This window comes from Enterobacter sp. MGH 24 (genome assembly GCF_000493015.1).
Classification (GTDB): Bacteria; Pseudomonadota; Gammaproteobacteria; order Enterobacterales; family Enterobacteriaceae; genus Enterobacter.
Window position 1 is genome coordinate 1,445,860 of the sequence record NZ_KI535657.1, and the last position, 13,820, is coordinate 1,459,679.

The following is a 13,820-nucleotide window of genomic DNA, read 5'->3' on the forward strand; positions in this document are numbered from 1 at the left end:
GGCCTACAAGGACTTTACACGTAGGCCGGATAAGCGCAGCGCCATCCGGCGTGTTCACGCATCAGGATCAACTCATGACCACCATCGCTCTCATCGACGACCACCTTATCGTCCGCTCCGGCTTTGCCCAGCTTCTGAACCTCGAACCGGATTTTCAGGTCGTGGCCGAGTTTGGCTCCGGTCGCGAGGCGCTGGCGGGCCTGCCGGGGCGCGGAGTGCAGGTCTGTATCTGCGACATCTCGATGCCGGATCTCTCCGGACTGGAGCTGCTAAGCCAGCTGCCGAAAGGGATGGCGACGATTATGCTGTCGGTTCACGATAGCCCGGCGCTGGTCGAGCAGGCGCTCAACGCGGGCGCGCGCGGTTTCCTCTCTAAACGCTGTAGCCCGGACGAGCTGATCGCCGCCGTCCGCACCGTTTCCACCGGCGGCTGCTATCTGACGCCGGATATCGCCATCAAGCTGGCGGCCGGACGTCAGGATCCGCTCACCAAACGCGAGCGTCAGGTTGCAGAAAAACTCGCGCAGGGAATGTCGGTAAAAGAGATTGCCGCCGAGCTGGATCTGTCCCCGAAAACCGTGCACGTTCACCGCGCCAACCTGATGGAAAAACTTAACGTCAGCAACGACGTCGAGCTGGCGCGCCGCATGTTCGACAGCTGGCAATGAGTTCCGCTTTTTCACGGCTGATCGCCGTTGTCGCCAGCTTTTTTATCTTCTCCGCCGCCTGGTTTTGCCTGTGGAGCATCAGCCTGCACCTGGTGGAACGCCCGGAGCTGGCGGTGCTGCTGTTTCCCTTCGGCCTGCGTCTGGGCTTAATGCTCCAGTGCCCGCGCGGCTACTGGCCGGTTTTACTCGGCGCAGAGTGGCTGATGCTGGTCTGGCTGGCGCAGGAAGTGGCCCTGGCGCACCTGCCCTTATTGATGACCGGAAGCCTGCTCACGCTTCTCCCGGTTGCGCTCATTTCCCGCTACCGTCACCAGCGCGACTGGCGCACGCTGCTGCGGCAGGGGGCGGCGCTGATTGCCGCCGCGCTGCTGCAGTCGCTTCCGTGGGTGGGTGAAAAGGAGATGCTCAACGCCCTGCTGCTGACTCTCACCGGCGGCCTGACGCTCGCCCCGACCTGCCTCGTAATCTGGCACTACCTCACCAGCACCGTCTGGCAGCCGCTGGGCCCGGCGCTGGTTTCCCAACCGGTGAACTGGCGCGCCCGGCACCTCATCTGGTATCTGCTGCTGTTTGTGGTGAGCCTGTGGCTACAGCTTGGCCTGCCCGCAGAGCTTTCACGCTTCACGCCGTTTTGTCTGGCGCTTCCAATCATCGCCCTTGCCTGGCACTACGGCTGGCAGGGGGCGCTGATCGCCACGCTGATGAACGCCATCGCGCTGATCGCCAGCCAGACCTGGCACGATCATCCTGTGGATTTACTGCTTTCACTGCTGGCCCAGAGCCTGACCGGGCTGCTTCTCGGCGCGGGCATTCAGCGCCTGCGCGAGCTGAACCAGTCCCTGCAGACCGAACTGGCGCGCAACCGTCGTCTGGCGGAGCGTCTGCTGGAGACGGAAGAGAGCGTGCGGCAGGAGGTCGCCCGCGAGCTGCACGACGATATCGGCCAGACCATCACCGCGATCCGCACCCAGGCAGGTATTGTCCAGCGCCTGGCGGCAGAAAACGCGGGCGTGAAGCAGGGCGGGGCGCATATCGAACAGCTTTCGCTGGGCGTCTATGACTCCGTTCGCCGCCTGTTAGGACGGCTGCGCCCGCGGCAGCTCGACGACCTGTCGCTTGAGCAGGCGGTGCGTTCCCTGATGCGTGAGATGGAGCTGGAAAGCCGCGGCATTGTTAGCCATCTCGACTGGCGCATTAACGAGCCTGCGCTGAGCGAAGGCCAGCGCGTGACGCTGTTTCGCGTCTGTCAGGAGGGGCTGAACAATATCGTCAAACACGCCAGCGCCAGCGCGGTCACGATCCAGGGCTGGCAGCAGGATGACAGCCTCAAGCTGGTGATTGAAGACGACGGCTGCGGCCTGCCGCCGGGCTCCGGGCAGCAGGGCTTTGGCCTGGCGGGCATGCGCGAGCGCGTGAAGGCGCTGGGCGGCACGCTGAACATCTCCTGCACCCACGGGACGCGCGTCAGCGTCAGCCTGCCGCTAAGGAGCCACCATGTTTAAAACCCCTGCCAGCGCCGCGCCGATAGGCGATAAAGCGGAAATCGACGCCCGTTACCGCTACTGGCGTCGCCATATCCTGATTACCATCTGGCTCGGCTACGCGCTGTTCTACTTCACCCGCAAAAGCTTCAACGCCGCTGCGCCGGAAATCCTCGCCAGCGGCGTGATGACCCGCACCGATATCGGTCTGCTGGCGACGCTGTTTTATATCACCTACGGCCTGTCGAAGTTCTTCTCCGGCATCGTCAGCGATCGCTCCAACGCGCGCTATTTCATGGGCGTTGGGCTGATCGCCACCGGCGTGGTGAACATTCTGTTTGGCTTCTCCACCTCGCTGTGGGCCTTTGCCCTGCTGTGGGCGCTGAACGCCTTTTTCCAGGGCTGGGGGGCGCCGGTCTGCGCCCGCCTGCTCACCGCCTGGTATTCGCGCAACGAGCGCGGCGGCTGGTGGGCAATCTGGAATACCGCGCATAACGTCGGCGGGGCGCTGATCCCGATGGTGGTAGGGGCGGCAGCGCTGCACTACGGATGGCGCGCGGGGATGATGATTGCCGGTGGCCTCGCGATTGTCGCCGGGCTGTTCCTCTGCTGGCGCCTGCGCGACAGGCCGCAAACCGTCGGCCTGCCGCCGGTGGGCGACTGGCGGCACGACGAGATGGAAATTGCCCAGCAGCAGGAAGGCGCGGGGCTGACCCGAAGGGAGATACTCACCAAATACGTGCTGAAAAACCCGTACATCTGGCTGCTGTCGCTCTGCTACGTGCTGGTCTACGTGGTGCGCGCGGCCATCAACGACTGGGGCAATCTGTACATGTCCGAGACGCTCGGCGTGGACCTGGTGACCGCCAACTCGGCGGTGACGATGTTCGAGCTGGGTGGGTTTATCGGCGCGCTGGTGGCGGGTTGGGGATCGGATAAGCTGTTCAACGGCAACCGTGGCCCAATGAACCTGATTTTCGCCGCCGGGATTTTGCTCTCCGTCGGCTCGCTGTGGTTGATGCCGTTCGCCAGCTACGTGATGCAGGCGGCGTGCTTCTTCACCATCGGCTTCTTCGTATTTGGCCCGCAGATGCTGATCGGCATGGCGGCGGCGGAGTGTTCCCACAAAGAGGCGGCTGGCGCGGCGACGGGCTTTGTCGGGCTGTTTGCCTACCTCGGCGCGTCGCTCTCCGGCTGGCCGCTGGCACGGGTGATCGACGTCTGGCACTGGAGCGGGTTCTTCGCGGTGATCGCCATCGCGGCGGGGATTTCCGCCCTGCTGCTGCTGCCGTTTTTGCACGCGCAGGCCCCGCGCGAGGTGAGTGAAGCGTGATGCGTCTCACCTTTTCACCCCGAATGGCGCAAAACTAGGAAATTTTCCCGGTTTTACCAGGACGCTGTCTCAGGCATCTCTCCCGGCTGATTTTTACAATGCTGCAAAAATCAGCTCAGGAGTAACTCAGTCATGCTGGCCTTCTTAAATCAGGTGCGCAAGCCGACCCTGGATCTGCCGCTCGACGTGCGGCGCAAGATGTGGTTCAAACCGTTCATGCAGTCTTATCTGGTGGTCTTCATCGGCTACCTGACCATGTACCTGATCCGCAAAAACTTTAACATCGCGCAGAACGACATGATCTCAACCTACGGGCTGAGCATGACGCAGCTGGGGATGATTGGCCTGGGCTTCTCCATCACCTACGGCGTGGGGAAAACCGTCGTTTCCTACTACGCGGACGGCAAAAACACCAAGCAGTTCCTGCCGTTTATGCTGATCCTCTCCGCCATTTGTATGCTCGGCTTCAGCGCCAGCATGGGCGCGGGCTCCGTCAGCCTGTTCATGATGATCGCCTTCTACGCCCTGAGCGGTTTCTTCCAGAGCACCGGCGGGTCGTGCAGCTACTCCACCATCACCAAATGGACCCCGCGCCGCAAGCGTGGTTCGTACCTCGGCATGTGGAACATCTCCCACAACCTCGGCGGGGCGGGTGCGGCTGGCGTGGCGCTGTTCGGCGCAAACTACCTGTTCGACGGCCACGTGATCGGGATGTTTATCTTCCCGTCGATTATCGCCCTGATTGTCGGCTTTATCGGCCTGCGCTACGGCAGCGACTCCCCGGAGTCTTACGGCCTCGGCAAAGCCGAAGAGCTGTTCGGGGAGGAGATCAGCGAAGAGGACAAAGAGACCGAAGAAAACGAGATGTCCAAATGGCAGATCTTTGTTGAGTACGTGCTGAAAAACAAAGTGATCTGGCTGCTGTGCTTCTCAAACATCTTCCTCTACGTGGTGCGTATCGGCATCGACCAGTGGTCGACCGTGTATGCCTTCCAGGAGCTGAAGCTCTCAAAAGAAGTGGCGATTCAGGGCTTCACCCTGTTCGAAGTAGGCGCGCTGGTCGGCACGCTGCTGTGGGGCTGGCTCTCTGACCTCGCCAACGGCCGTCGTGCGCTGGTGGCCTGCGTCGCGCTGGCGCTGATTATCGCCACCCTCGGCGTCTACCAGCACGCCAGCAACCAGTACGTTTACCTGGCGTCCCTGTTCGCGCTCGGCTTCCTGGTGTTTGGTCCGCAATTACTGATCGGCGTGGCGGCAGTGGGCTTCGTCCCGAAAAAAGCGATCGGCGCCGCCGATGGGATTAAAGGCACCTTCGCCTACCTGATCGGCGACAGCTTCGCCAAGCTGGGTCTGGGGATGATTGCCGACGGCACGCCGATTTTCGGCCTCACCGGCTGGGCGGGCACCTTCGCCGCGCTGGATGCGGCAGCCATTGGCTGTATCGTCCTGATGGCGATGGTTGCGGTGCTGGAAGAACGTAAAATTCGCCGTGAGAATCGTGCGCAGAAATTAAAAACAGCCTGAGTGTGCAGGTAACTTCTTTGCCCGGTGTGTGATGCCGGGCTTTTTTATATTGCCGCGACGGCGTTAATTCTTCATCTCCCATTCTTCAACATCTTTTCCGTTCACTATTATGGTCCTGCCCGCTGTCGACGCGCTGCGTTTCCCGCTATGATGAGCGGCTATTCATAGGAGAACGCATGGTCTGGATAATGCTGGCAACGCTTGCCGTGGTGTTTGTGGTGGGATTTCGCGTCCTGACCTCAGATTCCCGCCGCGCCATCAAACGATTAAGCGAACGGCTGGGGATCACCCCGATGCCGGTTGAGTCGATGATCGACCAGTTCGGAAAAACGCCGGGGAATGAGTTTATCCGCTACCTTGAGCGGCCGGACGAGGCGCATTTGCAAAACGCCGCGCAGGTGCTGCTCATCTGGCAGGTCTGCATCGTTGACGGTAGCGAAGAGAACCTGCACGCCTGGCACCGCATGCTGCGTAAAGCCCGCCTGGCCGCACCCATTACCGATGCGCAAATTCGTCTGGCGCTTGGCTTCATGCGCGAGATGGAGCCCGATCCGCAGGAGCTGAATGCCTTCCAGCTACGCTACAACCAGCTCTTCCTGCCGGAAGAGGGTGTGTTTTATCTGCATTAAGGCATTTTCCCGCATAATACATTCTGAGCGTTCAGAATCTCCTCTCTATTTTCATTGAGGCGGGTGGCGGCATAGATATCTATGTTTAACCTTTTTGCCTCCGCGTCCGTGAGTTCACGGTAGCAAAGTCCTTCCTGATTAAAGGTGCATTTCGACTGTGGCAGCAGGGCAAATCCTTTCCCTCTTGCGATACGGCTCAGCATCACGAGGGTATCATCCGGCTCTTTTATCCGCTTCAGCGGCGTTTTCAGCGTATCAAAGTAGCTTTCGCATTTGTCATAGAATGACGGGTTAGCGCTTCGCGAAAACCAAAAAATCGGGAGATCGCTAATGTCTTCCAGCGCGACTTTCTCTTTCAGGCTGGCAGGATGCAAAGAGGGCATTGCGATGAGCAACGGCTCCTGGCAGACCCAGCGGTATTGAACAATGTCTTCATGACCCGTTCCTTTTTCACCGGTCAGCACCAGGTCCAGCATATTTTTAGACAAGCTTTGCAGCAGCTGGGCTGACGTCAGATCCGGCGTTTCGACATCATCTCCCGCGTTCATTTTTTGAAGCTGGGTGTTCACGGGTTCAATATATTCAAAATTAAGCGTCCGCGTGAGTCCGATACGCAGGCTCGTTTCAGAAGAGAGAGGATCTTCTTTTAGATTGCTGATGTCTTTCAGTATTTTTTCTGCCTGAACAACCAGCGCTCGACCTGCTTCAGTGAGGCTAACGTCATGCGTGCTGCGGCTGAACAACTGACGTTTCAGGACCGCTTCAAGGCACTTTATCTGGCGCGTCAATGGCGGTTGAGTCATGCGTAGACGTTCGGCAGCCTTACGGAAATTCAGTTCATGTGCAACAGCAAGAAAGCATTGTAATTGTTTGATACTGGGCAGGTTATTGCTGATTAAATGTTCTGCTGTGGCCATACGTGAGTCCTGAATGCGAAAAGGTATTTAGTCTTTTTTCGATTTCGATATTACACGCTAAATGCGGGCAGCAAAACCCGTTTTAACAGTAATACCAAAAATATATTACAAATTTAACAATTCCAATTGTTTCCTGTATTGATAAATTTCTATGCGAATCCCCACTCAATCAATATTCGGAGTAATTATGTCGTCTAAATATGTACTGGTATCACGCTTCCCATTAAAAAATACTTTTTCTGAAAAAGAATTCACTTCATTAAAAAGCAATGAAAACGTTCGCTACTATTCCTGTGAAGAAAACGGCATTAATGAATTGCTGGAGCTGCGCGCGTTCAATGACATTAAAGAAATTGCGTGGGTTGAGAGTGAAATGGAATCTATGTTCCATCGTTTCTCGGATGTTCTTTCTGCCGATATTCGTCGCGAATTACTTAAGTTTGTTGAATCCCCGATCGATAATAAAAAGCACTTACCAGAATCAAATTATATCCAGCTTCGTCACGTTGAAGTGCCTGCGCATAACTATCAGCAGTACCGTCAGTGGCGCGATGAAACCATTTTTAATGTGGTAAGAGATAACAAAGATAAGATTGAAAGTTTCGAAGCATTTCATTCTCTGATCAGCGGCGTTCCGGGCGTAATGTTTATCTCCTCATTCAACGGTGATAAAGCAGCATATAAAGAAGCATTTACCAATGCACGTTACCAGGAAATCATTCAGCAGGCCGGCGACAACTTTATCACTGGCGGCAATGAAGGCCTTTATACGCGCATCTACCGTGCTTGCTGTTGTTGAGGAACACTGAATGAACTGTAAAAAGTTGGTTGTTGTTGGCGATAAATTTAATGAATTTGCCAACGGTAAAGATGTATTGACTATATCTCAGCTTGAATTATTGACTCAGATCCCTGCGAATATCATTGATAAAGAACACGAAATTATTGTTGGTCAGGGCGTGCGCAAGGATTTTGCCGGAAAAGTAATTTCAAACCAGGCAAGAAATGCAGTTCATGGTAATAAACTTAAAATGTGCTCTCTGGAAAAACTGGTTAGCGACAAAAAAAATGTACATTGCCATAAAAAGCTGGAGCAGAACGTACTTATAGGGCCTGCGGAACAGATTGAGCATAATCCCGATCGGTATGCTATGCCTTTGTTGATCGACGAGCGTTGCGAATTGATGGCGGATCATCAGACTGGCCAGCATATTCAGGGCATGCTGCTGGTTGAAGCCAGCCGACAGGCCTTTATCGGCGTCACCGAAGAATTTATTTACCAGCAGGAAAGCGGGCGCTATTACGTCATTAATAGCATGGCAATCAATTTTGCCAGTTTCCTGTTCCCTTTACCGGCGCTGGTCCACTTTGAATTTCTGGAAAAAGATATTAATGACCGCCGGGGGCGTTTCAAGGCTCAGGTGCGCGTCACGCAGCACCAAACGCTCTGCGCGACAATGGATGTGTCGTTCACCGTCTATCCTTCCGCCCTGATTACAGAGAAAGAAAAATCGCTGGCTGAGGTTGCCATGCAGGCGACCATCGTTCAGCAGCAAGGGGTGGCTCAGGGGGTAACGCATGCCTGAATTACGTAGCCAGAAATACCGTCTGGCTGCGACCACGCAGGGGCCGCTTTACCCCCCTGCGGAGGTCATGGACGGGAAGGGTAATTTTGTCGTGGTTGGCATGGTGCCCGGGGATAACGGCCTGCAGTGGCGAAGCGTCATTGTCTCACCGGACAGCGCGCTCCCGGCATTTGGGGAAATCGCACCCTATAACATTCTGTGTGATATAGAAAAAATGCCTCAGGATGCCTTGAAGGAGATCATTCTTCATACGCTTCCTTTACCCATTCCGATGAACAACTATCGGATGATTTTCGCACCGGAACAGCGGCCGCAGGCCAATAATGAAATGCGGCCGAGCGTGCCGCTTCATGACGGCTATATTGCGGATTATCGCAGCAGCGATGGAAAGCGAGACATCCAGCCTGTCACCCTCGCAGCCTGGCTGGAGGCAGAGGGCATTTTTGACGTCACGTTGTCCGAAGATAAAAAACGAGCGCGGTTCACGTTTTCGTTCCGGAGTCTTGTTCCGGATAGCGTTTATACCGTGATGAGTCTCAGGGAAAACGATTTAGCCTCTGAGGCGCCGAGCAGGCCTGGCCCGCTCGGCATACCCAACGTATTTATAACCGATAGCGAAGGTAATGCCGAATATTGGGCAGAGTTAACCGATCCTTTTCCGGCGCCGGAGAGGAAAGGAAACAGAATTATTAACGTGGTCGTACTTTATATGAGTTCGCGCCAGAGCTACGGCGGTGCAATTGGTTTTTACGGTCTTGGAGGCGATATCCATGCCCATTTAAAACTTAAAGGCCGTTCCTTCGATGAATTTACAACTATAGAGTGAGAAAAATATGCCGTTTGTTCATGTGATGACCTGGCCGACGAAAGATGAAAATCAAATCATCAGGCTTCAGGAAGATATTACGTTTGCCGTACACAAAAATACAGGTGCACCGCTGGATAAAATCTCCGTGGTGGTTTCTGAAATTTCGCCTTCCCGCTGGGCGGATGCAGGTGTGTCTGGTACGGATAAAGATTTCCCGGTCAAGAGCCGAAGAAAAAACTACGAGGAATAGGCTTTGCGTAAACACGCCGCATTTTTTGACGTTGATGAGACGCTTATAAATATTAAAAGTATGTTTGATTTCTATGATTTCTGGTGCAGGGAAAATAATCAACTCGATCGTCTTCAACGCTTTATGTCTCGCTTTCGCGCCGACGTAAAAAACGGTGTACCAAGGGAGACGCTGAACCGAGAGTATTATCGCCAGTTTAAAGGTGTATCTTGTCGTTATCTGGACGAAATGGGCGAGGAATGGTTCAGGCGTAAGCTGGAAAACGTGTTTTTTATTGAGAGCGCCGTTGCAGCACTTAAAAAACATCAAAGTCAGAACATGTACACCGTATTTATATCGGGCTCTATGCTTCCGATTCTTTCACCCATTGCGAAATACCTTGGGGTAACGGATGTACTCTGTGCGCCGGTCATAATAAATGAAGCAGGTGAGTTAACGGGTGAAATCGGCCTGCCGCAAACCATTGGCGCGGGTAAAAAAGATGCGCTTATAACGTTTTGCCGGGATAAGGAGATTAACCCGGCGGATTGTTATGCCTACGGTGATGATGTTTCGGATATTCCAATGCTCGAAGCTATCGGGCATCCCGTGTGTGTGGGAGAGCATTCTGCGCTTACCAGATATGCAACAGAAAAAAATTGGCACATTATTTAAACCATCATTGAGGTAAGTAGTATGACTTCAGAACTCTCTTTGCAAAATATGACGTTAAGGTCATGGCTTGCTTTATTCATTCTGGCTATTTCAACGTTTACTATTGTCACTACTGAACTGGCGCCCGTCGGATTATTAACGCCAATCGCAGAGGGGCTACAGTCTTCGGAATCCGCGGTGGGCATGACCGTGTCGCTTTATGCCTGGGTGGGGGCGTTGAGTGCGCTGTTTGCCTCCGTTTTTTTAGGCAATGTGGCCAAGAAGCGGCTTTTACTCGTGCTCACCGTGGTGCTTCTGATCTCCAACATCATGGCCGCGACGGTAAACACCTACAGCATGCTGCTTAGCGCCCGAGTGCTGGGTGCGCTTGCTCACGGTGCATTCTGGGCGATGATCGGCGCAACGGCGGTTGCTATCGTTCCTGCCAGATATATTGGGGCGGCGACGTCAATCGTATTTGGTGGCGTCTCTGCAGCAAGCGTTTTTGGCGTACCGGTATCTAACTACATTGGTATTCACTTCGGCTGGCGGCAGGCATTTTGGCTGATGGCCGCGCTGAGCGTAATTGCCTTTGTGGGTATTAGCGTTCTTGTTCCCCAGATCACCAGCAAAAGTGCGCTAGGCCTGGATGCGCTTAAAGGCGTGCTGAAATCGTCTACCTTGTGGAAAATTTACTCCGCTACCCTGCTGGCCGTTACGGCCCACTTTGCCGCCTTTACGTACATTGAACCCTGGCTACATACGCAGAGTTTACTGTCCACCGCGTTTATTCCCGCTGTGCTTTTTGTTTACGGCATCGCGGGTCTTGCCGGTAATTTTCTGACCGGCGTGTTGATTGATAAGTATCTCAAGCTGACGGTCTCTTTGTCTGTACTGCTGATCTGTGCAGTGCTGCTGTTCCTGGGCCTGTCAGGTGCTTCGCTCTCTGCTGCGCTGATATTTATCAGCATGATTGTCTGGGGCGTTGCCGTGTCAGGAATATTTGTCGGCTTCCAGACCTGGGTTTTACGTATGGCTGAGGATAAAGCTTTCCCGGCCTCCGCCATCTACGTTTCGTTTTTCAATACCGCCATTGGTATCGGCGCGTCGGTCGGTGCCTGGATGGTTTCAGCATTTTCAATGCCGCTTCTGTATATCGTCGCCGGCACGGCCATCGGCCTGTCCGTTCTGCTTGTCGCGGTTATTCCTGCAACGTTGACCGCAAAACAGTCCCCTCTGGAGAAATCTTATGAGTCAAATTAATGACCGCACGCGCTATGGCAGAGAGATTATGGACCGTCTTGAAGCGGGACTTGCGGATAAAGTCACCCGCCGCCTGAGCGAGCTGGACCCGGGGCTGCCCGCCCTGATTACCGACTATGCGTTCGGGGATGTGGTGGGGCGTCCGGGACTGGATCTCAAAACGCGCGAAATGCTGACCGTCGCCTCGCTTGTGACGCTGGGTAATGCCATGCCGCAGCTGGAACTGCATATGAGAGGCGCGCTCAACACAGGCGTGACGCCGGAAGAGCTGCTTGAAATCGTGATACAGATGGCGGTGTATGCTGGCGTTCCCGCCTGTATGAATGGTCTAACTGCATACCGGGCGGCAATGGCCGCGACGGGTCATACCTTGCCAGGACTGAAAGGGGGTGACGCATGAGAGAGGTTGTCATTATAGCAGCCCGCCGCACGGCGACGGGCGCATTTCAGGGCGCACTTGCGGAGCATTCCGCCTCTGACCTGGGAAGCCGGGTCATTCAGGCGCTCCTGAAAGAATCTGGCGTAGAGGCCGGTGATATCTCTCAGGTCATTATGGGGCAGGTACTTACTGCGGGTTGCGGTCAGAATCCGGCCCGGCAGTCGGCCCTGAATGCCGGATTACCGGTAGAAACGCAATGTCTGACAATCAATAAAGTGTGTGGTTCCGGGCTAAAGGCGGTCCATCTGGGCATGCAGGCGCTTCAGACGGGGGAGGCTGAGTTTGTTATCGCCGGCGGTCAGGAGAGTATGTCCAACGCGCCGCATATCGCCATGACGTCACGTAGCGGAACGCGGCTGGGTGATATCACTCTCAAAGATAGCCTGGTTTCTGACGGGCTCTGGGATGCCTTCAACGATTATCATATGGGTATCACCGCTGAGAATGTCGCGACGGAGTTTGGTATCAGCCGCGAAATGCAGGATGAGTATGCCCTTATCTCTCACCACAATGCGCTTGAAGCGCAGGCGCGCGGCATTTTTGAGCGCGAAATTGTTCCGGTTGAGTGGCTGACGCGAAAAGGCGAAACGATTAGCGTGGAAAGGGATGAAGGGCCGCGTGCAACCAGTATTGAAAAATTGACGAAGCTGAGGCCTGTCTTCCGAAAAGAGGGAACGGTGACGGCGGGAAATGCATCATCGCTGAATGACGGTGCCGCTGCGGTACTGCTTTGTACACGTGATACCGCCGAAGCGCGTGGCTTGCCGGTTCTGGCGTCGCTGGGCGCGTTTACCAATTCCGGTATCCAGCCGGCATTAATGGGCGCAGCCCCGATTCAAGCCATTGCCGACTGTCTTTCCCGCTCGGGATGGAAGCCTGAAGATGTCGATCACCTTGAATCGAACGAAGCGTTTGCCGCCCAGGCGCTGGCGGTGATTCAGCGGGCTGGGATTTCCCCGGATCGTATCAATCCTTACGGCGGGGCCATCGCGCTTGGGCATGCGATAGGCGCATCTGGCTGCCGGATTTTGGTGACGCTGGTTCATTCCCTGGTCCGTAACGACGGCAGGCGTGGCGTCGCCGCACTGTGCGTAGGCGGTGGGGAAGGTGTCGCGTTGAGCGTTTATCGCTAACGGCACGGCGTATCTGTAGAAATAAAAAAACCGGGTAAACCCGGTTTTTTATTTCATGATGAGGTATCAGGCGTTCACACCCTTCATTCCCTCTGCAGAATATCGTTCACCTTTAATCTCTATCTTTCGATGAATATCGTTCAGTGATTGAATATCGCTTTTTTCCAGAACAATGTCGGCTGCGTGTGCATTCTCAGCCAGATAACGGGTGTGCTTAGTGCCCGGAATGGGGACCAGCTTATCGTATTGCGCCAGCAACCACGCCAGTGCAATTTGACCTGAAGTGCAACCGTATTTCTGCGCAAGCGGCGTAATCGCATCGAGCAACTGGCGATTATGATCGAGGCTGGACTGAACAAAACGTTCGTTATTCTTGCGGAAATCACCCTCTGCAAAATCACTGTTGTTCAGGTATTTTCCGGTAAGGAAGCCTCTACCGAGAGGTGAGTAAGGCACCAGGCCGATATCCAACTCTTTCACGACCGGCAGAACTGTATCTTCAATGTCACGCGTCCACAGAGAATATTCCGTTTGCAGCGCGGTGACAGGATGGACTTCATGGGCCCGTCGTAGCGTTGACGCTGACACTTCACAAAGACCAATATGGTTAATTTTACCTTCTTTAACGAGCGCACTCAGGCAATCCATGCTTTCTTCGACCGGTGTTTCGTTGCTCACTCTGTGAAGGTAAAAGAGATCGATGCGTTCAACGCCAAGGCGCTTAAGGGATTCGTTACAGCAGCGGATGATATAGTCGGGCGTGTTATTAATGGAGCGGGCATAGGACTCGTCGGGAGAGCGATCGATACCGCACTTCGTGGCAATTTTAAACTGCTCGCGTGTGCTTTTATCCAGCCCGGCAAGAAAGTGACCGATCAGCCTTTCATTGTGACCGCGGCCATACAGATTTGCGGTATCAATGAACGTCACGTTCAGTTCGATGAGCTTATGCAGCACCTCAAGTGATGCATTGTCATTCGTCTGCCCGTAAAATTCACTCAGCCCCATCGCACCAAAGCCAATAGCACTAACACTAAGATTTTGAGATAAGTTACGTGTTTTCATAGTTTCTCCTTTTCAGACGCTATGATTGTTTCACCTCAAATGTGGATACTGAATTTTCATTTTCGTTATGCTGAAAAGGTATCAGTCGATG

15 protein-coding genes are annotated in these 13,820 nt (G+C 54.6%); 13 read left to right on the forward strand and 2 right to left on the reverse strand.

Annotated elements, in window-relative coordinates; all coding sequences use genetic code 11:
- Positions 1–74 precede the first annotated feature (74 nt).
- The 5 genes from uhpA to L370_RS14940 all read left to right on the forward strand — a co-directional run bounded on the left by uhpA (position 75) and on the right by L370_RS14940 (position 5,635).
- Entirely contained in the window at positions 75–668 is a 594-nt protein-coding gene (gene uhpA / locus L370_RS14960) for a transcriptional regulator UhpA (protein WP_014881931.1), read from the forward strand.
- A complete protein-coding gene (gene uhpB / locus L370_RS14955) occupies positions 665–2,170 on the forward strand; it encodes a signal transduction histidine-protein kinase/phosphatase UhpB (protein WP_023333955.1) in 1,506 nt (501 codons plus the stop codon). Before uhpA ends, uhpB begins: the two co-directional genes overlap by 4 nt.
- Positions 2,163–3,482 (forward strand): MFS transporter, encoded by a 1,320-nt coding sequence (locus L370_RS14950; protein ID WP_023333956.1) that lies wholly within the window; start codon positions 2,163–2,165, stop codon positions 3,480–3,482. The genes uhpB and L370_RS14950 overlap by 8 nt, the downstream gene beginning before the upstream one ends.
- A 132-nt stretch (positions 3,483–3,614) precedes the next feature.
- Positions 3,615–5,006 carry a hexose-6-phosphate:phosphate antiporter gene (gene uhpT, locus L370_RS14945; protein ID WP_023333957.1) on the forward strand — a complete coding sequence of 464 codons (1,392 nt, stop codon included), beginning with the start codon at positions 3,615–3,617 and terminating at the stop codon, positions 5,004–5,006.
- A gap of 176 nt (positions 5,007–5,182) precedes the next feature.
- Complete coding sequence (locus L370_RS14940; RefSeq protein WP_021242696.1) at positions 5,183–5,635, forward strand: DUF1198 domain-containing protein; 453 nt, start codon at positions 5,183–5,185, stop codon at positions 5,633–5,635.
- Here L370_RS14940 and L370_RS14935 read toward each other — a convergent pair.
- A complete protein-coding gene (locus L370_RS14935) occupies positions 5,632–6,552 on the reverse strand; it encodes a LysR family transcriptional regulator (protein ID WP_023333958.1) in 921 nt (306 codons plus the stop codon). The two genes, L370_RS14940 and L370_RS14935, sit on opposite strands and share 4 nt — an antisense overlap.
- Positions 6,553–6,739: 187 nt before the next feature.
- Between L370_RS14935 and L370_RS14930 the strand changes: the two genes are divergently transcribed.
- Genes L370_RS14930 through L370_RS14895 form a run of 8 tightly spaced genes read left to right on the forward strand, consistent with a single transcriptional unit; the run spans position 6,740 to position 12,664 of the window.
- A complete protein-coding gene (locus tag L370_RS14930) occupies positions 6,740–7,351 on the forward strand; it encodes a hypothetical protein (RefSeq protein ID WP_023333959.1) in 612 nt (203 codons plus the stop codon).
- 10 nt (positions 7,352–7,361) lie between these two features.
- Positions 7,362–8,138, forward strand: coding sequence for an AfsA-related hotdog domain-containing protein (locus L370_RS14925; protein WP_023333960.1), 777 nt, complete (start codon positions 7,362–7,364; stop codon positions 8,136–8,138).
- On the forward strand, positions 8,131–8,964 hold the full coding sequence (locus L370_RS14920; protein ID WP_023333961.1) for a hypothetical protein: 834 nt from the start codon (positions 8,131–8,133) through the stop codon (positions 8,962–8,964). Before L370_RS14925 ends, L370_RS14920 begins: the two co-directional genes overlap by 8 nt.
- Positions 8,965–8,971: 7 nt before the next feature.
- The gene (locus L370_RS14915; protein ID WP_023333962.1) at positions 8,972–9,196 is read left to right on the forward strand and encodes a 2-hydroxymuconate tautomerase; all 225 of its coding nucleotides are present in this window, start codon (positions 8,972–8,974) and stop codon (positions 9,194–9,196) included.
- 3 nt (positions 9,197–9,199) lie between these two features.
- Positions 9,200–9,850 (forward strand): HAD family hydrolase, encoded by a 651-nt coding sequence (locus tag L370_RS14910; protein WP_023333963.1) that lies wholly within the window; start codon positions 9,200–9,202, stop codon positions 9,848–9,850.
- 21 nt (positions 9,851–9,871) lie between these two features.
- Positions 9,872–11,092: an MFS transporter gene (locus L370_RS14905; protein WP_023333964.1), complete on the forward strand. Its 1,221-nt coding sequence runs from the start codon at positions 9,872–9,874 to the stop codon at positions 11,090–11,092.
- Positions 11,079–11,492 carry a carboxymuconolactone decarboxylase family protein gene (locus L370_RS14900; protein WP_023333965.1) on the forward strand — a complete coding sequence of 138 codons (414 nt, stop codon included), beginning with the start codon at positions 11,079–11,081 and terminating at the stop codon, positions 11,490–11,492. Before L370_RS14905 ends, L370_RS14900 begins: the two co-directional genes overlap by 14 nt.
- Positions 11,489–12,664 (forward strand): acetyl-CoA C-acetyltransferase, encoded by a 1,176-nt coding sequence (locus tag L370_RS14895; RefSeq protein WP_023333966.1) that lies wholly within the window; start codon positions 11,489–11,491, stop codon positions 12,662–12,664. Before L370_RS14900 ends, L370_RS14895 begins: the two co-directional genes overlap by 4 nt.
- A 66-nt stretch (positions 12,665–12,730) precedes the next feature.
- Here L370_RS14895 and L370_RS14890 read toward each other — a convergent pair whose 3' ends face one another.
- On the reverse strand, positions 12,731–13,729 hold the full coding sequence (locus L370_RS14890) for an aldo/keto reductase (protein WP_023333967.1): 999 nt from the start codon (positions 13,727–13,729) through the stop codon (positions 12,731–12,733).
- Positions 13,730–13,820 lie beyond the last annotated feature (91 nt).